The organism is Hymenobacter sp. NBH84, assembly GCF_014217645.1.
GTDB lineage: Bacteria > Bacteroidota > Bacteroidia > Cytophagales > Hymenobacteraceae > Hymenobacter > Hymenobacter profundi.
In genome coordinates, this window is the sequence record NZ_CP043644.1 from 3,756,573 (window position 1) to 3,781,531 (window position 24,959).

General features: G+C 56.0%; 25 protein-coding genes. 9 read left to right on the forward strand and 16 right to left on the reverse strand.

What is annotated here, in order from left to right:
• Positions 1-35 precede the first annotated feature (35 nt).
• Both F1C16_RS15720 and F1C16_RS15725 read right to left on the reverse strand, forming a co-directional pair.
• Positions 36-794 (reverse strand): TlpA disulfide reductase family protein, encoded by a 759-nt coding sequence (locus F1C16_RS15720; RefSeq protein WP_185281568.1) that lies wholly within the window; start codon positions 792-794, stop codon positions 36-38.
• A 323-nt stretch (positions 795-1,117) separates the two neighbouring features.
• Entirely contained in the window at positions 1,118-1,600 is a 483-nt protein-coding gene (locus F1C16_RS15725; protein WP_185281569.1) for a hypothetical protein, read from the reverse strand.
• Between the two features lie 156 nt (positions 1,601-1,756).
• Between F1C16_RS15725 and F1C16_RS15730 the strand changes: the two genes are divergently transcribed.
• On the forward strand, positions 1,757-2,089 hold the full coding sequence (locus F1C16_RS15730) for a hypothetical protein (protein WP_185281570.1): 333 nt from the start codon (positions 1,757-1,759) through the stop codon (positions 2,087-2,089).
• Positions 2,090-2,763: 674 nt separating this feature from the next.
• Here the strand turns inward: F1C16_RS15730 and F1C16_RS15735 are convergent.
• The 6 genes from F1C16_RS15735 to F1C16_RS15760 form a co-directional block, all read right to left on the reverse strand.
• On the reverse strand, positions 2,764-2,991 hold the full coding sequence (locus tag F1C16_RS15735) for a hypothetical protein (protein WP_185281571.1): 228 nt from the start codon (positions 2,989-2,991) through the stop codon (positions 2,764-2,766).
• 6 nt (positions 2,992-2,997) lie between these two features.
• Positions 2,998-3,645 carry an HNH endonuclease gene (locus F1C16_RS23365; protein WP_219733338.1) on the reverse strand — a complete coding sequence of 216 codons (648 nt, stop codon included), beginning with the start codon at positions 3,643-3,645 and terminating at the stop codon, positions 2,998-3,000.
• A gap of 302 nt (positions 3,646-3,947) precedes the next feature.
• Complete coding sequence (locus tag F1C16_RS15745; RefSeq protein ID WP_185281572.1) at positions 3,948-4,862, reverse strand: hypothetical protein; 915 nt, start codon at positions 4,860-4,862, stop codon at positions 3,948-3,950.
• A 12-nt stretch (positions 4,863-4,874) separates the two neighbouring features.
• Positions 4,875-5,216 carry a helix-turn-helix domain-containing protein gene (locus F1C16_RS15750; RefSeq protein ID WP_185281573.1) on the reverse strand — a complete coding sequence of 114 codons (342 nt, stop codon included), beginning with the start codon at positions 5,214-5,216 and terminating at the stop codon, positions 4,875-4,877.
• 106 nt (positions 5,217-5,322) lie between these two features.
• A complete protein-coding gene (locus F1C16_RS15755; protein WP_185281574.1) occupies positions 5,323-6,228 on the reverse strand; it encodes a hypothetical protein in 906 nt (301 codons plus the stop codon).
• Between the two features lie 13 nt (positions 6,229-6,241).
• Complete coding sequence (locus F1C16_RS15760; protein WP_185281575.1) at positions 6,242-7,480, reverse strand: site-specific integrase; 1,239 nt, start codon at positions 7,478-7,480, stop codon at positions 6,242-6,244.
• 967 nt (positions 7,481-8,447) lie between these two features.
• Between F1C16_RS15760 and F1C16_RS15765 the strand changes: the two genes are divergently transcribed.
• Entirely contained in the window at positions 8,448-9,932 is a 1,485-nt protein-coding gene (locus F1C16_RS15765) for a nicotinate phosphoribosyltransferase (protein WP_185281576.1), read from the forward strand.
• A gap of 351 nt (positions 9,933-10,283) precedes the next feature.
• Positions 10,284-10,496 carry a heavy-metal-associated domain-containing protein gene (locus F1C16_RS15770; protein WP_185281577.1) on the forward strand — a complete coding sequence of 71 codons (213 nt, stop codon included), beginning with the start codon at positions 10,284-10,286 and terminating at the stop codon, positions 10,494-10,496.
• A gap of 79 nt (positions 10,497-10,575) precedes the next feature.
• Here the strand turns inward: F1C16_RS15770 and F1C16_RS15775 are convergent, their stop codons facing one another.
• A complete protein-coding gene (locus F1C16_RS15775; protein WP_185281578.1) occupies positions 10,576-11,460 on the reverse strand; it encodes an alpha/beta hydrolase in 885 nt (294 codons plus the stop codon).
• A 170-nt stretch (positions 11,461-11,630) separates the two neighbouring features.
• Here F1C16_RS15775 and F1C16_RS15780 point away from each other — a divergent pair, with 170 nt between their 5' ends.
• Together F1C16_RS15780 and F1C16_RS15785 are read left to right on the forward strand one after the other, a co-directional pair.
• Positions 11,631-12,362 carry a tetratricopeptide repeat protein gene (locus F1C16_RS15780; protein WP_185281579.1) on the forward strand — a complete coding sequence of 244 codons (732 nt, stop codon included), beginning with the start codon at positions 11,631-11,633 and terminating at the stop codon, positions 12,360-12,362.
• Between the two features lie 32 nt (positions 12,363-12,394).
• Entirely contained in the window at positions 12,395-13,183 is a 789-nt protein-coding gene (locus tag F1C16_RS15785; RefSeq protein ID WP_185281580.1) for an outer membrane beta-barrel protein, read from the forward strand.
• A gap of 116 nt (positions 13,184-13,299) precedes the next feature.
• Here F1C16_RS15785 and F1C16_RS15790 read toward each other — a convergent pair whose 3' ends face one another.
• Positions 13,300-15,759 (reverse strand): M4 family metallopeptidase, encoded by a 2,460-nt coding sequence (locus F1C16_RS15790; protein WP_185281581.1) that lies wholly within the window; start codon positions 15,757-15,759, stop codon positions 13,300-13,302.
• Positions 15,760-16,049: 290 nt separating this feature from the next.
• Here F1C16_RS15790 and F1C16_RS15795 point away from each other — a divergent pair, with 290 nt between their 5' ends.
• Positions 16,050-16,844, forward strand: coding sequence for an SDR family oxidoreductase (locus F1C16_RS15795; RefSeq protein WP_185281582.1), 795 nt, complete (start codon positions 16,050-16,052; stop codon positions 16,842-16,844).
• A gap of 169 nt (positions 16,845-17,013) precedes the next feature.
• Here F1C16_RS15795 and F1C16_RS15800 read toward each other — a convergent pair whose 3' ends face one another.
• Together F1C16_RS15800 and F1C16_RS15805 are read right to left on the reverse strand one after the other, a co-directional pair.
• Positions 17,014-17,889, reverse strand: coding sequence for a RimK family alpha-L-glutamate ligase (locus F1C16_RS15800; RefSeq protein ID WP_185281583.1), 876 nt, complete (start codon positions 17,887-17,889; stop codon positions 17,014-17,016).
• Between the two features lie 183 nt (positions 17,890-18,072).
• Positions 18,073-19,380, reverse strand: a complete 1,308-nt coding sequence (locus F1C16_RS15805; protein WP_185281584.1) for an amidohydrolase — start codon at positions 19,378-19,380, stop codon at positions 18,073-18,075.
• Between the two features lie 127 nt (positions 19,381-19,507).
• On the opposite strand from F1C16_RS15805, the gene F1C16_RS15810 reads away from it, so the two are divergent.
• Positions 19,508-20,164, forward strand: coding sequence for a phosphatase PAP2-related protein (locus F1C16_RS15810; protein WP_185281585.1), 657 nt, complete (start codon positions 19,508-19,510; stop codon positions 20,162-20,164).
• 158 nt (positions 20,165-20,322) lie between these two features.
• Here the strand turns inward: F1C16_RS15810 and F1C16_RS15815 are convergent, their stop codons facing one another.
• The 3 genes from F1C16_RS15815 to F1C16_RS15825 form a co-directional block, all read right to left on the reverse strand.
• Positions 20,323-21,105 (reverse strand): SDR family oxidoreductase, encoded by a 783-nt coding sequence (locus F1C16_RS15815; protein ID WP_185281586.1) that lies wholly within the window; start codon positions 21,103-21,105, stop codon positions 20,323-20,325.
• 157 nt (positions 21,106-21,262) lie between these two features.
• Positions 21,263-22,078 (reverse strand): phytanoyl-CoA dioxygenase family protein, encoded by an 816-nt coding sequence (locus F1C16_RS15820; protein ID WP_185281587.1) that lies wholly within the window; start codon positions 22,076-22,078, stop codon positions 21,263-21,265.
• A gap of 348 nt (positions 22,079-22,426) precedes the next feature.
• Positions 22,427-22,678 (reverse strand): hypothetical protein, encoded by a 252-nt coding sequence (locus F1C16_RS15825; protein ID WP_185281588.1) that lies wholly within the window; start codon positions 22,676-22,678, stop codon positions 22,427-22,429.
• A gap of 49 nt (positions 22,679-22,727) precedes the next feature.
• Here F1C16_RS15825 and F1C16_RS23370 point away from each other — a divergent pair, with 49 nt between their 5' ends.
• Positions 22,728-23,030 carry an energy transducer TonB gene (locus F1C16_RS23370; protein ID WP_374940604.1) on the forward strand — a complete coding sequence of 101 codons (303 nt, stop codon included), beginning with the start codon at positions 22,728-22,730 and terminating at the stop codon, positions 23,028-23,030.
• 26 nt (positions 23,031-23,056) lie between these two features.
• On the forward strand, positions 23,057-23,542 hold the full coding sequence (locus F1C16_RS15835) for a hypothetical protein (protein ID WP_185281590.1): 486 nt from the start codon (positions 23,057-23,059) through the stop codon (positions 23,540-23,542).
• 94 nt (positions 23,543-23,636) lie between these two features.
• Here F1C16_RS15835 and argH read toward each other — a convergent pair whose 3' ends face one another.
• The gene (argH, locus tag F1C16_RS15840) at positions 23,637-24,947 is read right to left on the reverse strand and encodes an argininosuccinate lyase (RefSeq protein ID WP_185281591.1); all 1,311 of its coding nucleotides are present in this window, start codon (positions 24,945-24,947) and stop codon (positions 23,637-23,639) included.
• Positions 24,948-24,959 lie beyond the last annotated feature (12 nt).

A 24,959-nucleotide genomic window follows, 5' to 3' on the forward strand; every position in this document is an offset into this window, starting at 1 on the left:
TCGGTAGAAAAGCCCGTACTATTATGGCTAGCTGGTTAGCGGATTTCGTCTAGCGCATGGTATAGATCAGTTGCATCCAAGTAGCTCGTTCCATCCGCAGCTAAGACGCGTTGGGCCTGTGTTACGGCTGGACCAATATATGGTAACTGCCCCTGAATAGAACGGATAATGCCTTGTTTGTCTACAAAAACCGTGATGGGATAGGCTTGTGTAAACAGATCACAATAAGCTTGTGCAGCTGGTAAATGTTGAAACGCAAACGCGCGCTTTTGCAAGAAGTCCCGCACTTTTTCCGGCTTCTCATAGGTAAGCGCGAGGAACGTAATGCCTTTATTATTGGGTGCTGCCATCACCTCATTCAAGGCAGGCATTTCACTAATGCAGCCAGCGCAAGTGGTGAACCAGAAGTTCAGTACCACCGGCTTGCCTTGCAAGCTAGCGGAGGTGATGAGCTTCCCGTTCAGATCGCGCAACGAGAAGGCAGGTAAGGGCTGTCCAATGAGTTGTTCGCGCTTCTCGTGCTCCGCCACCGAACTCAGCGAGGCCAAGGTAATGCCATAGCGATACACGACGGTATCATGCCGTAATACCCTGTCTTTGACTTCTACATAGGCGCCCATATTATTTGCCTTCATCTTTTCTCGGAGTTGCTGGACTTCGGCATCTACTTGTGCTTTGGTGAGCAGTTGCCCATCGTTGCCTGCTTGATACAGTATCCGCTGTTGGGCACGAATAGGTGCAGACAGCAGGAGCATGAACACACCCAATAGGAAGAAGCTGCGAGATAGAGGCATAACAGTCTGATTTAGAAGATAAAATGTCATAAAGCAATGTAGTAAATAAATAGAGTTTGGTGATGAATAAATCTTAGGCCAAGTAATATGAATACGCTGCTACAAAAATACCCTGTCGAATTGCTCCCAAATAAGCTGGAGTATTTCCAGGGTATTCAGGAGCAATGCGACAGGGTATAGCCGGTAGGCCGCCGGCCCGAGGTGGCAGCTACTCGACCTGCGTTGCGGCCGGTAGCGCAGCTGCACGGTGCTGATAGCCATTTCCCGCGCGATGACACTGCGGACGCGGGCCTAGGCGCTGAATTGGGCAAGTACTCGCGTGCTCATAGGATAACGGGCAATAAGATGACACGTAGCACCCGGCCTATTTCGCGCAAGTACTCCGACGCGTCCGGTTGGGCGTACTCCTCTGTTTCGAATGTGCAGACCGTAGGATACGGCGGGTTGTCTTTGCTGATAATTGCCGCTAGCGTCCCCGCTGTGCGCAGCTGGTTCGCTACAATGCGTACAAATTCATTGCTGAGAAAGTTGTTCTCAAACCCAGTAGGCGTACCATCTGCCAAGTATTCGAGTGTCACAAGACAGTGTTCGCCGGGTTGGATGGTAGGCCACTGGGCTGGGTCCAACGGCTGCACAACGGCGTAGCTACCACGGGGCAGCGCGGGGCCTAGGGTGGGCTCTTCCATCTCATACACTTGGCAGCCGGCCAGCGTTTCTTCGGGCGTCAGGAGTATTCGTAGCTCCCGGCACAGGGTTGGCGACAGAGGCACGTATAGCTCATGGTAATAAGTCGTGGGCAAGGGCATATAATTCATAGTAGGCAGGGGTGGGGCTGGTGATGGAATAAAAGGAAAGGGCAATATTTGTTGCACAACTGTGGTAAATATTCACAGTTGTGAAGTTAAAAGCAAGCAATAGCCTCGGTTTATTTCTCAGTTGTGAAAGAAACAATCAATACCCGTTTGGCAACCTTTCTGGAGCAGACAGGTCAAAGCAAGTTTTCGCTTAGCAAGAAGCTGGGGGTAAGTCCTTCGGCTATTGGCTACCTCGTGGGCAGCAGCGAACGGACTAGCAAGCCTTCAGCGGATATGCTGGAAAAGCTGGTGGTGGCCTGCCCTGAGCTAAACTTGAATTGGCTTGTAGCTGGGCAAGGCTTGATGCTGCAAGCTGCTGGGGAGGCCAAAGAAACACAGTGTTGGGCCTTACTCGAAGCGGAAACCGCACGGCGCCAACAGCTGCAAACTGACTACGACGATTTGCTTTTGCGTTTCCAGCAGACACAGGCCGGCAAGTAACCGGGTAGCTTTAGGGTTTCAATCGCCGCAATTCTGTGGAGGTCTAAGCCACTCGCGCGCAGATGGGGTAGGCCGGCGGGGTGTCTTCTTTGGGGTACCCGGTTTGGGGATTTCGTTTTCCTTTGATGGGTGGGTAGGGGGGCAAATGTAGACTTGATGCCCCTGTATAGCTCGCTCACTGCCTAGGCTGCTAGGTACCGATCTACCGCTTGCTGTAGGCGCCGAGCATACACAAGTATGACGTGGTTGCCCTTACTTGTTAGCCGAAGCCGGGGCCGGCCGTCAATCCGGTACCGTTCGACATAATCACCCAGCACCAGGATACGCACATAGGAGCGCAAAAGCGTGGGGCTAATGGGGGTGCTGGCGTATAGTTCACCCGGTCCAACAGGCCGGAACTCGCGTTTTATGAGTGAGTAAAGGGCCGAAAGTGCCTGTAAATGACTAGGCCGGATTCCAAACTGTTTGGCCGTATCGTTGCGGACTCTATCGTTTAGCATTGCCCTGACAATCCATTCTTTCGCATTGATTTGCAGCATCTTGCGCGGGTGTTATTTATGCAGAGTATAAGAAACCGAGAGTGGGCCAACGCCTACCCTATCGGCGGTTCAAGAGGGGGTGAAAGGGTGCGGGCTGCCTATTGGTTGTGTGTAGCTCACTCACTGCTGAAAATCCTAGCGTGAAGCAGCTGGTGGCGCGCGGGTGTTCCATCTTCGGGCAGCCTCGGCTAGCGTAAGGCAGGGGCCAACGAATACCAGGTTTGCCGGGCAGCCCGCGCCCTCGTGGGAGCAGTTAATGAAGTATTCTGTAGGTGCCGGCTCGTAGGGCGACGGTGGGCAGTACACTTCGACGGCGGCCGGGGCGCCACACCACGGGCAGGGCAGCAAAATGGGTGTGTCCATGAGGGGCTATGCCGCTATTGCTAGTGCGTGCGCCTGTTGGGCCTGCTCAAAATCCCAGCCCTCGGAAACCATCTTGCCTTCTCTGCAATTTCGCACTAGTCGACCATGATGAATATCGTTAGCCCTTGCGCCTTCCCGAGCAGAAGCGAAGCGGCCGTTAGGGGTAATGTACCATCCTATGAACTTGGGGTGTCCTTCCCCCACGTGGGCAGACGCCATTCTAGCCTTCGTTGTTTCGCTCTGGTGCGTGCCGTACATGTGGTGTTGGGGGCCACGCTTAACTGTAGCTAATCCTGTACTTCGCGCGTGGTGAGCTTGCTCTTTATAGGTGGCCCATTCCAAGTTGTCAGCCGCATTATTTTGACGGTTTGAATCGCGGTGGTTGACAGTGGGCTTATTTTCCGTATTGGGTAAGAATCGGGTGGCTACAAGTCTGTGGACCAAATGTCCTTGCCATTCGCCGCTATTCATACGCAATCTTATATGCAAATACCCTTTGTTGTTGGGCGCAGGTTTCAATAGAGCACGCCCGCCGTTACGCGTAGATAGAATATCTCCGCTCGGTGCTATGAAATAGCGGCTGGCATTTGCCAAACAAAAGAAGTACTGCCCTTCGTAGTGAATACATTGGGTGTTTCTGGGTATGATATGCATAGTGTGGGCATGGTTTGGCCGAAGTGTCCTGTTTTGGGCTCCTACGGGGGTGAATAAATACAGGGGTTGGGGTGGTGTGTAGCTGGTGCGCTACAGGTGCGGGCTAAACAACGTCAGCAATCCGTGACGCTAGGCGCTGTGCCTTGTCGAATGCTCCCTTCGGTCCGCTTCGACGCATCAATCTTCGGGTGATTATCGGGGCTCCGGCCGGGTATTTCGGCTCGTTCTAGGGGCCTGATTGGGAGGAGAGGTTTCCAGGTGATTACATGCATGGAAACAGGGGTCAAATATGGGCCTTAGCCCTACACGGCCGGGGCTATATCCAAGCGTGCTAGTTCCTGGGTCAGTGCTTCGTCATACGGGGAGGCCTCGGCGCGTTGGGCTAGTAGCTCCTGAGCACGGCGTCGGTGGCGTTTGTATGTGCTGGCCGGCTGACTTTTCTTCATGGCCGCCCAAAATGCTAGGTTGTCGGCCACGACTAGCAGCGTAGCATCTGAGAAGTTGAGCCCTGTATAATCTGGGTTTTGCATGGTGCGGTGGTGCGTAAGTTTCCAGTGAGTAGATATATCGGCCTGCACAACGGCCATTACTTCCGGCCGGGGTAAGTCGGCAAGCGTTAGGCTCTCAAGGCCTGTCAGGCGCAATAATGGCCGAATGCGTCGGTACACAATCTCGTAGCGTAGCAAGTGCGGCGGGCCGTTGGCAGGCAGTGGCCGGCCCTGTAGTTGGCTGTACTTGCCCTTATCATAGAGTTTTACCCAGTAGTCGCTATGATAGGCGCCGTACTCCAGGGGCCGGGTGGCGCCGTTGGGTGGCTTCATGGCCGCGAAGGGGGCGCCCTTGTGGCTCGCCAAGTTTTCCAGGAACGGCCGGGGCGAGTTGGCCGAAGGAATGTTCAAGCCAGCCTCCAGGCCTACCACTGCTAGGCTTTCCGGTGGTAGGTCAACAACGGCGGCCACATCGGCACAGGCCTTTGTCACGTCAGCAGCAGTGAAGCGGCCAAGGTTGTGGCCCTGGGCAAAAGTGTGCAGAGAACCACGGATTCGAACCTTCCTTGTCTCAGGGAAATAGTCAATCCGTAGGCCTCGGTGTTGTACTCTGACCCATCCCTTCGCATCGGTGGCGCCGTCGCTACTGGCAAAGGCCGGGGCACGGCCTAGTCGTTGCTCTGCCTCGCTATCGGGCAACGTGGCGCGCAGGTTTACATAGTCGTACACGGCGGGGCCGGACTATGCCATTTTGCGCATGACTGGGCGGGCCGTTTCCTTGCGCGCTGGTTTCTCCGACCGTTGGTGGGCCTGAAGTGCGTTCAAGAGGTCAGCACGCTTTAGGTAAGTGCGGCCGCCCATCTTGTGGTACGGCAGCACGCCGCGCCGCTTCCAATCGTGCACCGTCTGTGGGCACACATTAAGTAGCGTTGCGGCTGCCCGCACAGTCAGTAATTCCTCAGCTTCGGCGGCGGCTGGTACGCTGGTTAAAAGCTGCCCCAATTCAAAGCGAATCATAGGGCGAAGCAGTTCTACTAGCTCGGCTGGGGTAAGCCTGGCGGTGATAATGGTTTCTGTTTGCATGCTGCATTGTCACCCCGGGAATGGTGTTGTCCGGTATTGACGCTGCAAGCTGACAACATCCGATAGGTCGTGGCCGGTCGGCTTAAAAAGACTCGTAACGGCTCATCTATTTGTCTGCTTTGATAGTTTTTAGCGCGTTGTATATACGAGCTACTTCGGTTCCTCTGTGTGGTTCGCGTGTCCCTGCATCAATTTCTTGCCTGCCCAACAGGGTTATCTGTGACTTGCTTACGTCGGCGCCGAATGTGACTTTCAGCAACTTTTCCGCAAGTGAAGCCGAGAGCTTAGAAGGTAAAAACTCGCGAAGTTTAAGAGCCCAAACCAAGCTAGCCCACATACCAGGCTTCGCTGCTGCCGTAGGTTCTTTTTGCCTGTAGTCATACATTGCTAAGTACTCGTTGCTAAGTAGGGTATCTAGTTGACCAGGGGTGAAACCTCCACACAAAGCCTCATACAGGCTTTTGTAAGGTGTTGGCTTAACACTGCTTTCAATAGTTGCCGACAATCGTTTTTCTACCCATCTTCTCAGATAGTCGGCGCGCTGTACATTTCTGTCACCACCATAGAAATGGTCACTGGTAACTGAATCTGCAAGCCAGCCCATAGCTTTAGCTTCATCTGCATTGTCATGTACCCACATTCTCCCGTCGCTATGAAGTACACATATCCACCCATCCTTAAAGAATCCGTACTCTGTTGCTTCTTCCAGTAATGCATCAATGTATTCGGCGTCGATAGTATCTAGTTCGGGAAATTGCGAATCAAGCCAAGGATATAGGTCGTGCACGCCATAGTCGAATACATGCGTAAAAAAGTGACGGCTGTACAAGTGGCTATATTTTAGCGGGTATTCTTGCTCTGTAATTCGTCCGCATTCATCTTGGATACGCCAATAATTATAGTTGCTTGCTTTAATCATATCTCCACCATAGACTGCTGCATATTTGAGTTGCAATGCATAGTTATAGTTTTCGGCCTCTGTTCTCCGCTCTTCGGTGGTTGTGCCTTGCATCTTTATAATTCGATTATTGAGCAACCTTTAATAGCGTCGGCATTTCATACACCCGGGCAAATTCACGCTCTACCGCCTGCTCTGTAATGTTGACGTAGCGCTTGAATGACTTCCAGTCCCGGTGGCCGGTAATCTTCATCACTAGCTCGGGCCGCAAGCCTCTCTCCAGACTTAGAGTTACAAAGCTTCTGCGGCCACTATGGCAACCCAATTTTTGCCACTTCTCAACTGTTTGGCTCTCTCGCTTCCCGCCACGAAACCGAATGACTTCTACAGGGGCCGTAATAGCTGCCCTCTGCCCTAGCTCTTTCAGATAGTCATTCAACTTCTGATTAGAGACAGGCCGAATAAAGCCGGCTATCATTCGCTGCACAATTGGCAGGGCACGGGATTGTAATGGTATAGATACCGTCTCGCGGGTTTTCTGCGTGGTAAGACGTAGAGTTTGGCCGCGCAAGTGCTCGGCCCTGATACTCACCAAATCTGAATATCGTAGGCCCGTGTAGCAACTCAGCAAAAACAGAGAACGGGCATTATCCAGGTAGCCACCGCTGGGCAAGTCAAGCCCCTCCAGGGCCTCTACTTCTTCAGCCGTCAGCGTTATAATATCCGGCTCCTGACGCTTCCAGGTAAGACGCGTGTACCCTGTGCTATCGTGGTAGTTTCGCTCGGCGGCCCACTTCATGAACCGCTTTAGTCTCGACAGATTTTTGTGTATGGTGTTGTCTGTCTGTTTGGCCGTATGGAGTAGATAGGCCGTGTACTTGTCCCCCCATGTAGGAGTGATGAGGTTAAAGTCTATGGCTGTTCCGCTCGCCTCCCCAAACTCCCGTAAATGACGTGCGGCCGTTGCGTATGTCTGCGCTGTCCGGACTTGCCCGGCCGCACGCGTCAAAGCCTCCCATTCTGCGTGGCACTCCCAGAAAGTACGTGGTCCTGATTCGACGGCGGCCGCCTCTTTTAATACTACGGCGGCGCGTAGGTGCTCTGCACTGGGTAGATTCCCGTTGCTCAGGTGCAGATTATAGCAATCCGTTAAAAGCGTGCGCACCTTTGACAGTCGATCATTCAACGGGCCGTTATCCTTCAACCCTCGCGTTTGGGCCGCCTGCTCACCCTTCAGCCACTGGCGCGGCAAAATCTTCAGACCAGTTGCAACCTTCACACGGCGCCCACTAAAGGATACAAACGCAAAAATTGGAGTGGGCTTCAAGGAGTTCGGCTCCTTCAGCAAAAAAGAAATAGACAGCATAGTGCAGGGGTGAAATGCTGCACTAAATATATGTTTTGTCCCCCATCATACCTATACTGGGGAGCTATTTAGGGGACAAAAAACCGGATTACTTCGGATTCATTCCGATTAGCACCGACTATGAATTGCGTTATAGGCTCTTAAACAGGCTTCCATCATCTGTTGGAAGCGCATCAATTCGGTTTCAATCGTAGGGTGAAAGTCCCGTCGCGGCTACTACGAATATTATGCTGTTTTCCATGAAAGCGCGCCCCTGAAGCGCGCTTTTTTGTGTTTTAGACGGAAAACTGAATTATAAAAATATTTTTCAAAAAATGATTCTGTCACAATTTGGAGTGCGCACCAACAATTTTTGAAGCATAAACCATCTTATTCAACCTAAAATATTGCTTATCGTTATATATTTTATTAGAAATATTATAGTCGCATTTTGATCGAAAACTACCTTTTTTGGGAGCCTTTGAAGTAGGACCTTTGGGTATACTCTTCGACCTCCGAGCTATGCAACACTCTCATCAGCCACCGACCTCGCAACAAGGCCTGCTCCAATTAATCGCCGTTATGATGCTGTCTTCCCCTAGCATCCTACCGGCTTCTGTTTCCACCGCTTCCTAGCGGTTTCACCCTTTCCATACTTCCTTTCCGTTCCTTTCCACATCCAGACCCTAAAAACCGAAGGCGCAGGCTTTCGGTTTTTGGTGTCTTATGTCGTTTCAAATCGGGTAGTTTAGCACACAACGCTTTATCTATCTGCCACTTGCTAAGGCGTTCTGCGGAACGCTTTTTTTTTGCTACGGTAGCAGGCAGTAGGTGTTAGCAGGCCAGAAACGCAGATTATATCTTTTGCGCAGAAGCGAAACGCAATATAGTTTTCGGTAGCTAGGCCGCTATTTGTTCGCCGGTAGCGCGTACCTTGATGGCCCGATGGTAGCTAGTGTACCATCGGTTAGCTTCCAAGCGTTACTGCATGAATTCTGCTCCGCTCTCCGGGCTCTACGCCCCTTCACTCTCCCTCCTCACCGACCTCTACCAGCTTACCATGGCCTATGGCTATTGGCAACAGGGCATGCAGGACCGCGAGGCGGTGTTTCACTTGTATTTCCGCAAGCCACCGTTTGGGGGCGGCTACGCCGTGGCGGCGGGCCTGGCCTACGCTGTTGACTGGCTGGAACAGCTGCAATTCTCTCCTGATGACCTGGCATACCTCGCCAGCCTGCGCGGCAGCAAGGGCACCGCGCTATTCGACCCTAAGTTTCTGGACTACCTGCGCGATCTGCGCTTCACCTGCGATGTAGATGCCGTGGCCGAGGGCACAGTAGTATTCGGCAACGAGCCACTGGTGCGGGTGCGGGGGCCGCTGTTGCAGGCGCAGCTGGTGGAAACGGCCTTGCTCACGCTCGTCAATTTTCAGACACTGATTGCTACCAAGGCCGCCCGCATGCGGGAAGTGGCCGGCTCTGACCAGATTCTGGAATTTGGTTTGCGGCGAGCACAGGGGTTTGACGGGGGCTTATCGGCGAGCCGGGCGGCCTACCTGGGTGGGGGCGATGGTACCTCCAACGTGCTGGCCGGACAGCGGTTTGGCATTCCCGTGCGCGGCACCCACGCCCACAGCTGGGTAATGGCTTTCGACGACGAAGAAACCGCCTTCTCAGCCTACGCGCAGGCTTTCCCCGACGATTCGGTTTTCCTGGTAGACACCTACGACACGCTAGAAGGCGTGCGCCACGCCATCAACGTAGCCCGGCAGATGCGGGCGCAGGGCCACGAGCTAGGCGGCATCCGCCTCGACTCGGGCGACTTGGCCTACCTCAGCCGCGAGGCCCGCGCCCTGCTCGACGAGGCCGGCTTCACGGATACGCGCATTGTGGCCAGCAATGATCTGGAGGAAAACCTCATCACCAGCCTCAAACAGCAAGGCGCCCGCATCGACACCTGGGGAGTAGGTACGCAACTGGTAACGGCCTACAACCAGCCGGCCCTGGGGGGCGTGTACAAGCTGGCCGCGCTGCGCAAATCCGACGATTCGGGCTGGGACTACACCGTGAAGCTGTCGGAGCAGATCATTAAAACCAGCATTCCCGGCATTTTGCAGGTGCGCCGCTACGAAAACGAGAAAGGCCAGCCCCGCGCCGACATGCTCTACAACACCGCAGAGCCTCTACCCGAGTCGCTGACCATTGTAGACCCCACTGACCTCACGCGCCGGCGGTCTATCCGCTCTACTAATTTCCGGGAGCTGCTGGAGCCTATTTTCCGGCGTGGCGAGCTGGTGCATCAGCTTCCTACTCTGGCTGAAAGCCGCGCCCGCGCTCTGCGGGAAGTACAGAGCCTCGACCCCAGTATCCGCCGTTTCCTCAACCCGCACGTGTACCCCGTGGGCCTGGAGGCTACGTTGCACGACTACCGCACCCAACTGATTCTGGAGAAGCGCCCGCAACGGCCGGCGTAAGCCTTTTGCTTGTTGCTTCCGCCCTCGCTCGGCTGTACCGAGTGAGGACTACGTGTGAGGGGCAGTGCCCCAAATCCGGCCGCGCCGTTTGCGCAACACCGCGCTAACGTGAAGTAGACGCGCGCAGCAGAGCTGCTTGGGCGTAGGGCTCACTCGGCATAGCCGAGCGAGTGCGGAGTGCAGATAGCTGAGCAAAGGCAGAAATAATAGTAAACCGAATTCTATACACTGCCACCCGAAGCTTACACGCCTCTGCACGACACTTTCTACCCTGTTTCTTGTTCTATCCTTATCTAATCAGCCATCATGCAGCTTCAATAGCTGCCCTTTCGGCTTAATTTGCTACACTCCATGAATACTTTAAAATTCAAAACCACCATCAACTGCGGCGGCTGCGTGCGTGCCGTCACTGGCCCGCTGAACGAAGAAACCGCCATTTCCAGCTGGCAGGTGGACACCGATGACCCCAACAAAATCCTGACCGTGCAAGGCAACAACGTGCAGCCGGAGCAGGTAATCCGGGCTGTGCAGGAAGCCGGCTTTGAGATTGAGTCAGTGGCGTAGTCAATTGGCTAACGCTCTCTGAAGAAATATCGAGAACGTCCCGTTGCGCTGCGCGCCACGGGACGTTCTGCTTTTCGACCTACTCAGACTTCGCTCCTACCAGCTTCAGCAGTTGCTGATAGATGATGTTGTGCTGCCAGAATAGTTGCAACACCATTGGGACGTGCTTCTTGCCCGGCAACACCGTGTAGCCGGGCTGTTGTCCTACTGCCTGTAACCGCTCCCGAAACCGGGCGCTGCTGCTCTGGATAGAGGGGTAGGTTTCGCCGCCCACGAACAGTAGGAAAGGCGGGCTACTGGCCGATACGAAATACATGGCGGAGGTAGCGCGCCATACGGCGGGGTCTTTGCCGAAAGGCACCAGATATTGTTCGTCGCCGGGGTACTGCATCTTTTGGAGGTAGTCGAGCATGTCCAGGCCGGCGGGGTCGTCGAGGATGGCGCCGCGGACGGGGTTGCGGGCCAGCCCCCAACGCGTGAACAACTCGTCTTTGGTAGCGAGCAATGCCGATAGCCCACCGCCGGCCGAGTGGCCCATCACGAACAGGCGTTGCGGGTCGCCACCGTACTCGGCCACGTGTTGGGTGGTCCAGACCACGGCACGGGCGCAGTCGTCGGCCATTTGCGGCACGCGCACCTGCGGGGCCAGCCGATAGCTGATGATGACGGCCACTACCCCTTGCTTCGCCAGCCTCCGCCCGATAAAGGAATACAGATTTTTGCTGCCGCTGTTCCAGCTACCACCGTGGATAAAAATCACTACTGGCAAGGGCTGCGGCCCGCGCCGGCGGGGCGTGTACACATCCAACACTTGGCGCCCGGCCAGGTAGGCCGAGTCGGTAGGGGGCACGTAAGCAACGTCGCGGATGCGGCGACTGGGCCGGGCCACGGCATATTCGTTGGCAACCAGCAGCAAGAGCAAGCCGGCTACGATGGCTGGCAGTCCGTAGCGAAGAAAAGACATAAGGCGAGTAAGACGAAATACAGGAAGTAGCCCATACGTACTCGGCCCGGCAGCGGGCGGATTGCCGGCTGCCACGGTAGCATTGTAGTTGCGTGGTGCGGCGTTGTATATTTGTTAGCTAACATTGCACGTTACCACTTTATCGTTCGTTTTCCTGCTTCTTTTGCTTGATGAAAAATATTCTGATTCCCTGCGCGCTGCTGTTCGCTTTCCTGGTTACTACACCGGCGCAAGCGCAGCGCAAATCCAAATCCAAGAGTAAAACTGAGTCGGTTGCTACCACTATCACGGCAGCCAGCCGGGTGCAGCCGTTGTTTGGGGGGCTATCGGCGGCGCAGGCCGAGCAGGCGCTGGGCGCTACCTACTTGGGCAACATCCAGAAAAGCTTTGCGTCGCGCACCGAGGCCAGCGACTTTTTTGCTACCAAAGGCTTCGAGTACCTCAACGAAGGTCAGATCGACACGGCTACCTACCGTCTCAACCTGGCGTGGGTGCTCAACCCCAAGAACCCCCTACCCTACCGCGGGCTGGGTGTGATTGCCAGCCAGCAGCCTACCCCCGATGCCTCCATCGATCTGCTCAACCAAGCGCTGGCCCTAGCACCCAACGACAACCAGGCCCTCAGCGACTTGGGCAGCCTCTACCTGATTCGGTATGAGCAGACCAAGAAGAAAAAAGACCTATCGACCAGCACCGATTTTCTGAACAAAGCCCTGGCCGCCGACTCTACCAACGCTACTGCCTGGCAGCAACTGGCCCGCGTGTACTACATTCAGGAAGACTACGCCAAGGCTTGGAATGCCGTGCACCAAGGCCAAAAATACAGCGTGGCCAGCATCGATTTCAATTTCATTAGCGAGCTGATAGCCAAGCAGCCCGACCCCCAGGGCACGTTTAAGTAACGGCAGCTTACTGTTTGAACGTTATGCGTGGCATGACGGTCTTTTCTCTACCTACCCTACCCACCTCTTTCGTCTCTCCCGTGAAATCCTACCTTCTGTCTGCTGCCCTTGTTGCCTTGTCCCTGTCCGTTTGTGCACAGGACCACCCCGAGCGCCGCAAACGGCATTATGACATGCAGGCCCGCACGTACTACCGGGGTCCGGTACGCTTTTCGGCTGGCGCCGGCGTTGGCCTGTACAATGGCGACCTGACGAAGGGGCTCAGCAATCAACTACCCGGGCCCAGCTTCAGCCTGGGCGTGCTCTACCCCGTGCATCCGCACTGGACGGTAGGCACCGAGGCTACCTACTTCCAGATAGGTTCTACGGACTACCTGCCCGAGCGTAACCTTGCTTTCCGGGGGCGCAACGGCACGGGTACGGTATTCGTGCGCTTCGAGCCGCTACGCGATGGGGCTTATTATGCTACCCCACGGCCGGCGCCCACAGCCCTTGTGAAGCCCTACTTGAAACTGGGGGTAGGCCTGGCCCTCTACAGTCCCAAAGCCTACAACGGCACCACCCGCCCCGACGACAACACCTCGTTTCTGCGCCCCGAGCGCGGCGACTACCCTGCCTTGGCGATAGTAGCACCCGTGGGCCTGGGCGTAACCCTGCGCCTCACACCCAAGCTCAACGCCACCGCCGAAGCCGCCTACTACTTCACCACCACCGACCAGTTCGACGATATTAGTACCGGCCTTGGTCGTTCCAGCTCCGCGCTCAACGATGGGTATGGGTTGGTTGAGTTGAAGCTGGAGTACTCGCCGTGGAGTAGGTAGGCACATTTTGCGGCCACTACCTACTGTGGGATGTAGGTAGATCAGAAGCTATTGGAACAAGAAAAGGCCCGATGCAGCGTGCATCGGGCCTTTTCTTATGGGTAGCGAATTACGTACTACTCCTTCACAAACCGCTGGTGGAAGGTTTTCTGCCCGTCGCTGATGCTCAGGATGTACACGCCTTTTGCCAGGTTTGATACGTTCAACTCGCCTTTGACAGCATACGGTACGGCTACTTTCGTCCCGCGGATATCCATCACTTCCACGCCCGCTATGGTGCCGTTGTCGGGTAGGGCAATGGCTACGTGGTCGGTGGCGGGGTTGGGGTAAACAGACACCTGACGCGCAGGCGCTTTGGCATCGAGGGTGGTGATGCCTGTGAGGCTGGCTACGCCCGTGTTGTCGGCAGCCAGGGTGCCGCCTGTGATGTTCACGGAATAGTCTTCGGTTTCGCCGTAGGTATAGGTGCCGCAACTGGTGGTAACCGAGTTGTCGCTCATCACAATGCGCATGCGGGTTTTGCCGGTTTTGGCCGTGGCTGGTACTGTGAAGGTGGCGCTTAGGGTACCGCTGCTGCCGCTGCTGCCACCCACTACATTCTCGCCGGCATCCGTAAAGTCGCCGTCCTGATTGTAGTCGATGTACACGTCCCAGTTCTCGGTGTAGGCTGAAGAAGCAAAGCCCGCGCTGAAGCTAATGGTCTGAGAAGAGCCAGCTGCAACAGACGTGCTCAGGGCCGTGCCATCGTAGTAGCCGCCGTCTTTGCCCGAGGTGCGCGCAATGCTACCCAGCTTCACGTAGTCAATCCACTCGTAGGATATATCAGTGCCCTTCGAGGTGCAGTAGGCAACCGTGGTGGGTGGTGGCGTAGTAGTGCCGCCACCGGAGTAGGCCGCACCTACCCCCACAGCGTACCACGCATTGGTAGTAGCCACTACCTGCGCCGAGCCTGCCCCAAACAAATCGGTAGCTGCCTGAATGGAATAACTGCGGGCCGCCGCATAGTTGCTCGACGAGGTGAGGTATACGTCCTCAGTCCGGAAGGCAATTTTGGCCGCGTCGGTGATGCCTACCCCTGTCACGGAATAACTGTTACCACCTTCGTTGGTACCGCTCTTGCCTTGCGTCAGGATGTAAAACCAGTGATTGAGCACACCCGAGTTGGTGTGCACGCCCCCGTTGTCGGCGGTGCCAGCATACCAGTACTGGCCTTTGTAGTAGGCCGGCTGTCCCATTGCTTTGGGGTCGCTCATAGAGCGCAGAGCGGCCTGTTGCTTGTCGATGTCTTCGCCAATCAGCCAGGTATTTTTCGTGAGGGCGTAGCGGGCGGCATTGTATTGTTCCACGCAGGCGCCCCAGATATCGGAGAAGCCCTCATTCATGGCGCCTGACTCGTAGGAATACGTCAGGTTAGCGGTTTTTTCGCATACGGCATGGCCGATTTCGTGTGCGCATACGTCTAGCGACGTAAGCGGCCGGAAGCGGGTGCCGCCGTCGCCGTAGGTCATCACCGAGCCGTTCCAGTAGGCATTCTCGAAGCCTTTGCCGTCGCCGGGCGTGTCGTCGAAGTGCACGTAGCTTTTGATTTTGGCGCCAGCACCATCGTAGCTGTTACGGCCGAAGATGTTCTTCCAATAATCGTAGGTGGCCTGGGCACCGAAGTGCGCGTCGCCAGCCGCATTGTCAAAATTGGCGTTGTTGTACTCGGCGGCCGTCCAGTTGTTATCCGCGTCGGTGAAATCGACGGCGCTGGTGTAGCTGTTGCCTTTCCTGCAATTGTAGGTTTCGATACCGTTGCCGCGGGTGATTTCGCGCAGGCGGTAGCTGCCGTTGTAGCTGTCGGTGGCCACCGAACGGGTACCGCTGTAGGCCGTGGCAAAGCTGCCAGTGGCGGCGTGCTTGATGATATCGTCCTTATATACGACTTCACCCGAATGCGCATCCACGTAGAGGTAGGCGCGGCTTACGGGGGCCTTGGCGTACACATTGAACTTCCAGGCCAGTACCGTTTTGGCTTCGCCTTCGCCTACCCCAATCACTACCAGCTCGCCTTTGGGCTTGTAGGTAGCCATGGGGTCTTGCTCCTGCTCTTTCAGGAAAGCTTCTTCGGAGACATCCTGCCACATATACTGCCGGGCGCCCACAAAGCTCATGGCCCGCTGCAACGCGGCGGCTTCGGCCAGGGCTGGCTGCACATCCAGCTTGTCGATGCGGGTAAGATGGCCGCTCAGGCTCTCAATCTGGCCCTGTTTGGCGTGCACGGTATAGTCGCCGTGCTCTACCTTGATGCCCCGGTAGTATTGTTGGTACTTTTCGTGGACATACCCCAGCGCGTCGGCCGACGTTTTGGCACGTAGGAGCTGGTCGGTGGTAGCTAATTGCAACTGTTCGCGTAAGGCCTTGCTGGCTTCACTCAGCGAGTAATTGGTTTTCGCGCCGCGGAGTTCTACCAACATTGGCGCAGTGCTTTTAATTGGTTTTTCAGTCGCTGTAGGCACTTTTTGCTGTGCTTGGGCCGTAGCGATGCTTAGGCCGCCGAGCAATAGCAAGGCGGCAGCAGAGTAGTTTTCTGCCATACAAATGAGTGTGGTTTGGAAAGGAAGAAAGGAAGTAGAACAATCTGCTAACAGCAGGGTATCCAAATTAAGAATATTTTAATATGCATCCACAACACGTAAGCAAACTCAATTTTTATTCTCTACTCAAGTGGCTTATCCCGTACAACTAGTAATCCCATTTGTAGACTATCGCGCTTAGGCCAATACCACGCATTGTGCAATGAGTATATTAAATTTACAAATTCGGGAATTTCTCATTGCCTGTTTTCTTTTTTGAAAGGCCGAAATCTTATACAATAATCTTCGCTATGGCAGATGTCACATCTACTTTTTCTGCGGCTCGCTGGTCCCTGCAAGGGCAGGTAGCCGTTGTTACGGGGGCTTCCAAAGGAATTGGGGCGGCCATTACGGAAGAGTTACTGCGATTAGGCGCCGCAGTGCTGGCCGTAGCCCGCACCGCACCAGCGCTGGAACAGCAAGTGGCCGATTGGCAAGCGGCTGGCCTCGATGCGCACGCGCTGGCCGCCGACGTTAGTCAGGCGGAGGGTAGGCAGCAGGTGCTGGATATGGTGCGCGAGCGGTGGGGCCGACTGCATATTCTGGTCAACAATGTGGGCACCAACATTCGCAAGCCCACGGTAGACTACAGCGCCAGCGAGTTCCAATTTCTGCTGGCTACCAATCTCGAATCGACGTTTGCGTTGTGCCAGGGTGCCTACCCGCTGCTACAAGCTGCCGAGGGGAGCAGCGTGGTAAATATCTCGTCGGTGGCGGGGCTGCGGCACGTGCGCACCGGCTCTATCTACGGCATGACCAAGGCCGCCATGGTGCAGCTTACCCGCAACCTGGCCGTGGAGTGGGCCGCCGACCGCATCCGCGTGAACGTGGTGGCGCCGTGGTATATCCGCACGCCCCTGGCTGAAACAGTGCTCCGCAACCCAGATTTTCTACAAAGCGTGCTCGACCGCACCCCCATGCGCCGGGTAGGCGAGCCGGAGGAAGTAAGTGCGGCCGTGGCTTTCTTGTGCCTACCCGCCGCCAGCTACATCACCGGCCAGTGTCTGAGCGTGGATGGCGGCTTTGAGGTGAATGGTTTCCAATAATCACGGATTAGAGCGGATTAGTCGGATTTTGTAGACGATTCTACCTGTCATCCTGAGCGGAGCGAAGGACCTTATGACCGCAGAACGACTATCGTATCAACGACTCGTTCTGCGGTCATAAGGTCCTTCGCTCCGCTCAGGATGACAGATAATAATAGTAGAAAACTCCTCAGCTTTTTAAAGCTGACAGCGCTTTTTCGTACTGTGCCAAGGCCGTGGGCTCGGTGGCGAGGTAGAGGAAGGGCTCAATCAACTCTAATTCCATCAGCACCAATTCGCCGTCGATTTCTACCCCGTCTACGCGAACGTAGAGGCAGTCGGGGGCAAACTGGGCCACAATGGCATCGGCGGTGCGGCGCAGGTTCTCCGGCGCGGGCCGTGCTTGAATGCCGCCACCCAGGTAGTGCTGCACCCGAAAATCACCGGACTTGGGAGTTTTCAGCACGCAGTGGCTGTACTCGCCACCTAAGTATACCAACGACCACTCGCCCTGCGCCTGAATCTGGGGTAGGAAGGGCTGCACCAGAAAGTCTTCGTGCTGGAGCAGCTCGTTGAGGTCAGGTGTGCGGATAGAAGACTCGCCGCGCAGCAGTGCAAACGTATTTTTGGCGCCGCCACTCACGGCTGGTTTCACCACTAGGTGGTCGGTTTGCAGCGCGGCGTGGGCGGCTTCGGCATCAAAATGACTGCCACGGGGTAGCCACTGGGTAGGCACAATGCGCACACCGGCCTGCTCCATGTCGCGCAGGTAGCGCTTATTGGTGTTCCAACGCACTATGGCGGCGGGGTTCAGCATGGGCACTTGCAGCTGCTCCATCCGGTCCAGCCACGCGTAGAACTCCTCAATGCGGTCGAAGTAATCCCAGGGTGATTTCAGGAGCACCACATCGTACTTTTCCCACTCCACGGCCGGGTTGGTCCACACGCGGGGCTCTACGTGGTGGCCTTGCGCGCGCAGGTAGTTTGTGAGTAGGCTGTCTTCGTCTTCTACATTGGGCGCGGCATACTGAGCCAGGATGTCGCAGGTAACTAAAGCAATATTCATCGCAGATTGTGCGGATTAAATGGATTTCGCGGAGGGTTGAGGGTAGGGCGCAAGGTGTTGGTGTAGAATGTCATTTCGACCAACGGGAGAAATATCGCATGCAGCGCTAACCTCAACTGACAAAGATTATTGGGAGCACGCGAGATTTCTCCCGTTGGTCGAAATGACGTTCTGTAGGCATACCTACCGTTTCGCTCCCAGGTAGTCGGCGGCGAGGGTGGCTAGCGTCGTTACGCCCAGCGTCAGGCCGCTTTCGTCTACGAAAAAGTTGGGGGTATGATGCGGGGCCGTATCCGCTGGGTTTTTCCCTTTGGGCATTCCGCCCACAAACACAAACAAGCCCGGCACCTTCTCCTGGAAGTAGGCAAAGTCCTCGGCGCCAGTTACGGCCTTCTGTTCCTGCACGTTGCCAGCACCCGCCACGGCGCGCAGGGTAGGCGCCATTTGCGCGGTCAGCTTCGGGTCGTTGTAGGTCACGGGCGTGTAGTTCACGATTTCCACCTCGGCGGTAGCGCCGGCGCTGCTGGCAATGCCGGTAGCAGTGCGGCGCACATCGGCCCACAGTTTCTGCTGCATGTCTTTGTCCAGGGTCCGGATGGTGCCCGTCAGCTCCACTTGCTCGGGAATGATGTTGTTGCGCACACCGCCGTGCACCATGCCCACCGTTAGCACGGCCGCATCCTTGGTCAATTCTGTTTGGCGGCTGATGATGGTTTGCAGGCCCAGAATAATCTGCGCGGCCGTCACCACGGGGTCCACGCTCAGCCAAGGGTAGGCCCCGTGCGCCGACTTTCCTTTCACTTTGATGGTAAACACGTCGGCAGCGGCCATTTCGCCGGTGGGGCGGTAGCGCAGGTTGCCTACCTCCGTTTGGGCGTTGATGTGCAGACCGAACACGGCGTCTACCTTGGGGTTCGTCAGCACGCCTTCCTGCACCATTAGCTTGGCGCCGCCGGTTTCGCCGGGTAGGGAGCCTTCTTCGGCCGGCTGAAAGATGAACTTCACGGTGCCGGGCAGGTCTTTTTTCACCTGGCTTAGCACTTCGGCTGCGCCCAGTAGCATGGCCACGTGCGTGTCGTGGCCGCAGGCGTGCATCACGCCTACGGGCTGGTTGTTGTAGGTGGTCTTCACTTGCGAGGCGAAGGGTAGGCCGGTGGTTTCCATTACGGGCAGGCCGTCCATATCGGCACGCAGGGCTACTACGAGGCCGGGCTTGCCGCCGCGCAAAATGCCCACTACCCCGGTGCGGGCCACGCCGGTTTGCACCTCAATGCCTAGCTTTTTGAGGTGGTCGGCTATGATACCAGCCGTGCGGGTTTCCTGGTTGCCCAGCTCGGGATGCTCGTGGATGTCGCGCCGCCAGGCAATCACCTTGCTTTCTTCCTGCGCCGCCAGCTTGGCAATACGGGCATTGAGGGCAGCGTTTTGGGCCAGGGCCGGCAGGGTAGTCAGCGCCAAGGCGGTAGTGAGCAGCGTAGAAAAACGAGGCATAGGCAGTGGATAGAGGGCATGAAAAAACGTCCTAAAGTACGCCGATGGCACCACTTTCGCATACCTGCTTTCAGAGTGTTATTTTTGTACTGCACCTACCCTTTTATAGTGCGAAGCTCCTTCTCGCATGCTCGTTTCTAGTTCTCCCGCCACTACCACACCGGCGCGCCCGCTCACTTGGTCGGCAGTTCGATACCATCCTGCCTTCCGCCTGCGGCTGCTTGTGGTGGTGCTGTTGTTGCTGGGTATTTCCTACGCGCTGCCTTTCTTCTTTGCTTTCATTCAGGCGCGGCCAGGTACGGTGCTACCCGACCCTCTGCTGGACGCCCTACCCGCCCGCGACGTATCTGCGCCTACCTTTGAGGTTATCTACCTGAGCATTGCGGTGGCTTTGGTCTACCTACTGCCTCGCCCTACCCTGCTGCTGCGGGCGCTGTGGGCCTATGCCTTGTTACACTTGCTGCGCATAACTACGCTGTGGCTATTCCCCCTGGAAGCACCTGCCCACCTGCTAGTGCTACACGACCCAGTGGTAGAGCGTTTCTTCTACGCCTCGCCTACTCCCATCACCAAAGACCTGTTCTTTTCAGGTCATACCGCCACGTTGGCCCTCCTGTCCCTGGCAGTAGGTAGAGGCCGGCTGCGCCAAGTGCTGGCCGTCCTGACAGTGGTTGTAGCCACATTAGTGCTAATACAGCACGCACACTATACCTACGATGTGCTGGCAGCTGTGCCATTTGCCTTCGGCTGCTATTACCTGGCGGGGAAAGTGGTGAAGTGGTAAGTAAAAAGCGCCTGTCATGTTGAGCGCAGCGGAGGATCTTCTCATGGTAGAACGATAAGTGTAACAACGACTCGTTCAACTGGCAGAAGGTCCTTCGCAAGCTCAACATGACAGGCGCTTTTTACTTACCACTTCACAAACTCACTACTCACTATTTCCTACAAATGCTTCTCGTAGATACCGGCCGCAATCTTCTCTGTCAGCGACTTGGGTACGAAGCTGGTGAGCGTGGCGGAAATCTTATTGAGTGCCCCCGGAATCAGCTCGGCCTCGCCGGCCAGTAGGGCCACTACGGCGGCTTTGGCTACCTGCTCCGGCGTCATCGAGACCTTATTGGCGGTGGCTTGCAGGGCGTCGTTCATGCCGGCTCGATTGGCAAAGTCGGTGGTGGTAGAGCCGGGGCTGAGGCAGGTGACGGACACCGGTGAGTTGCGCAACTCGTAGCGCAGGCCGCGACTGAAGCTGAGCAGAAACGCCTTGCTGGCTGCGTAGAGTGATAGGGTAGGCACCGCCTGGTAGGCCGCGGTACTGGCCACGTTCAGGATGTAGGCCTTGGGCTGGCGGCGCAGCGCAGGGAGCAAGCGGTGCGTCAGCTCTACGGGCACCTGCATATTCAGGCGCAACATCTGTTGCTGCTCATCCAGGCCCAATTCTTCAAACCTGCCCCACAGTCCGTAGCCAGCATTGTTCACTAGCACAGCTAGTTCCGGCGCGGTGGCAGTGGCCCATTCCGCCACGCGGGCCGGACCATCGGCCGCGGCCAGATCGGCGGCCAGCACGTGCACCTCTACCCCAAACTGCTGGCGCAGGGTAGCGGCTACTGTTTCCAGGGCCTCTTCGGAGCGCGCCGTGAGTAGTACATGGTAGCCGTGCCGCGCCAACTCGGTGGCAATGGCCTGCCCAATACCCCGCGAGGCGCCGGTAATAAGTGCCGTTTTCATAGGATTATTTTTGGTGGTATCCTGCCAATTACGCGTAAACCGCCATGCTGAGCGCAGCCGAAGCATCTCTACCGATAGTAATTCATAATGAATAGAATTAGCGCTGCGATAGAGATGCTTCGGCTGCGCTCAGCATGACAGCCTTGTAGTCCTTACGCTACTTCACCAAATGCAGAAAGCGCAGGTAAAACGGCGTAGGACTTTCCTCGTTTTTGGGCTCGTACTTGCCCGAGATAATAGGAATGTACATGACACGGCGGCGCGACACCTCACCTACCAGCGGCGAGCGGGCCACGCGGTGCCACATGCGGCCGTCGTGCACGGTCAGGTCGCCGGGCTCGGTTTCTACGGCTATTTCGTTGGGGTCAGAGTCTACGTCTTTGTAGTATTTCTTACGAAACAGCATTTTGCGCAGGCTCTGCGTGTGTGTACCTACCAGCAGGCGCAGGCCGCCATTGGTAGCCGGCGTGCCATCGAGGTGCACACCTACGTTCAGCATCGGACCAATGCGCTTGCCGTAGAACACGTCGCGCAGAGAATCGGTGTGCCAACCCATTTGCGAGAACTCGGAGCCCGTTACGTTCACGTAGTGGTTGATGACAAGGCCGTCCTTCTCGTTTTCGCCGATGCGCCCGCCGGGAGCTTCTAGCAAGGGAAACAACGCTTCTAGGCGTGGATCTTTCAGGAACTCGCGCAGTACGGGGCTGTGGTGTGAGGCGAAAGCAAACCGCTGCACAATGGGCTGGCCGTCCACATCCTTACCGTATTTGATGGGCACGCCGTTTACTTTCTCTACCCCCTCGGCCAGCCATTTGCTCTGCACGTCTTCCGACGCGCGCAGCAAATCCTGCACAGTATCGGGGGTCAGAAAAGGTCGAAAATGCAGAAATCCATACTGCCGAAAAAACTCCAGTTGCTCCGTGGTCAGCGTATTACCTAAAGTGAAGCGGGGATAATTCTGAAGAGATGACATAAGGCAAAGTAGAAACAACACCCCCTGCGGGGTAAGCGGCAAAGATACTCACACAATCGTAGCCGTCAGATGCGGACATAAAGCACAAAAATCAGAGATTGTTTTGAGCGGGTTACAATAAAGCTTTATTGCGCAGCATGAAGATGGTATGAACAGCATCTGCTCGCGGACAGTCGCCTATATCAACTTGTTTCAGCAACGCGCTCTGCGCATCTGCAATAAGAAGTAGTCTTTCAGCGTAATTTACTTTACTACTGCTATATATCACGCCTCTATGCTACCCCTACCTATCCTTAACGTGCATCTGCAAGCCTGCTCTGAAGACTGGCAGCAAATGACACCAACGGCTCAAGGCCGCCACTGTGCCCACTGCAACCACGAGGTAATAGACTTCACCAACAGCACCGCCGCCGACCTGGCCGCCGCCCGCGCCGCCTCGCCCGATGGCCAGTTGTGTGGCCGCTTCCGGCAAAGCCAGTTGGCCGCGGCTCCGCAGCCGCGGCTGCGCTCCAAGCTGCGGCGGTTTCTGGTGGCGCTGGTGCTGGTGTGCGGATTGGGGTTGTCGGGTAGGGAAGCGTGGGCGCAGGTGAAGTCTACCACTACCAAGCAGAGCTTCCAACCAGAAGTGCTAGGTATGTATGTGGAGAAAATGCCTGAATACCCCGGAGGAGATAAAGCACTTCGACAATTCATTGCAAGCAATGTCCGCTATCCACTAAGTGCCACTCAATCAGGCCGAATTTGGGTTAAATGTCGAATAACCAAATCAGGTACAGTTGACAGTATCCGGATTGAAAGGGGCTTATCTCCTATTCTAGATGCTGAGGCAATACGCGTTATACAACTCATGCCTTGCTGGACCCCAGGCGAACAAAATGATATTCCAGTAGATGTTTATTACACCATACCAATCACTTTTACGTCATCCACTTCCTCAAAAAACAGAAAATAGTTTTCTACTTAAGCCTACTCAGACCTATGCCTACTTCTCTACCACGCCCGTTGCTCGGCGCCCTCACTCTCCTCGGTTTCTCAGCGTTACTCATCCCTGCTGCGCGTGCTCAAATGGCTACCTCAGCGCCCAATGCAGTGTCGTCGCAAAAACCAAACACATCTATGCTGGATGGCGATAAAATCTATACGTATGTGGAGCAGAAGCCCGCCTACCTGGATGGTGGTATGGATGGGTTGCAGTCGTTCATAACCAGCCACGTGCACGGCGGCGCGGCTAGCGGGCCCATGTCCGTTGTTACGTTTATCATTGATAAAACTGGCCACGTGCGCCGACCAGCACTCGGGCCTACCGCTGCCGAATCGGAAGAAGCCGTTACGCCCGCCTTAGCCGAGACTTTCCGCACCATCGGGCAGTTTCGGCCGGGTAGGCAGAACGGTAAGCCTGCAAATGTTCAGTTCACGGTGCCGCTTGTGAAGCGCGTGAAGGTTACCTACCTATCGTCATCCTGAGCAGCGCGAAGGACCTTATCACGCTGAACAATATCGTGCGAACGACTCGTGCCAACGTAATAAGGTCCTTCGCGCCGCTCAGGATGACAGCTGATTACTGCTCTCCGCCCAGCACCCTACTTCCTTGCCGCACCCGCGCCAGCTTGGCTTCGATTTCTTCCAAGCTCAGGTTGTGCACGCTGCCCAAGTGAGTGGTTTGGAACTCCTTGTGTGGCACGTAGCTACCCTCGTTCACGGCACGGCCTACCTGCTGGTAGGCTTCGCGGAAGGGTGTGCCGGTTTGAATGAGCTGGTTGATATTCTCTACTGAGAAGACGCCGTCGTACTTGTCCTGGGCCAGCAGGTTGGGCTTGATGCGCAGCTGGGGTAGGGCAAACAACACGATGTCCAGAATATCCAGGAACTGCGTCATCGGCTCGAAGAGCAGCTCCTTTAGAATCTGGAAGTCGCGGTGGTAGCCGCTGGGCAGGTTGCTGATGGTGAGCGTAATAGTGTTGGGCAGGGCCTGCAACGCATTGCACCGCGCCCGAATTAGCTCGAACACATCGGGGTTTTTCTTGTGCGGCATAATGCTGGAGCCCGTGGTGAAGGCGGCCGGCAACTCCACAAAGGCCAGATCCTGCGAGTTGTAGAGCACCAGATCGTAGCTCATCTTGGCGAGGGTAGCGGCGCACCCGGCCAGCGCGAAGGCCAGCGTTTTTTCCGTCTTGCCGCGCAGCATTTGGGCGCCCACGCTGCTCACGGCCATGTTGCCGAAGCCGAGTTCCTGCGTAGTCTGCTGGCGGTTGATGGGGAAGCTGCTGCCGAAGCCAGCGCCGGAGCCCAGCGGGTTCTGGTCGGCTACGGTGTGGGCGGCTTCGAACAACGCCAAATCCAGCAGCAAGTGCTCAGCATACGCCGAAAACCACAGCCCGAAGCTGCTGGGCATGGCGGCTTGGAAGTGCGTGTACCCAGGTAGTAAATCGGCTTTGTGCACTTCTGCTTTTTGCAGCATCACCTCCGCCAGCTGTACGATTTTAGCCGCGGCGCGCTCGGTGTAGTCCTTCAAAAACAGCTGAATAGCCGTTAGCACCTGGTCGTTGCGGGAGCGGGCCGTGTGAATCTTCTTGCCCGCGTCGCCGAACTTCTCCGTGAGGTAGGACTCAATTTTGGAGTGCACATCCTCAAACTCGTCCTCAATGGTGAAGGTGCCGGCTTCCACCTGATCGGCCAGTTCCGTGAGGCCCTGTTGCAGCTGCTGGTTTTCCTCCGACGTGAGCAGGCCTACCTGCGCCAGCATATTGGCCTGCGCCTTGGAAGCCAGCACATCGAACTTGGCCAGATACAGGTCCAGTTCCCGGTCTTGACCAATGGTAAACTGCTCGATTTTGGCATCTACAGGAATGCCTTTTTCCCAGATTTTCATATTCCTAAAAGG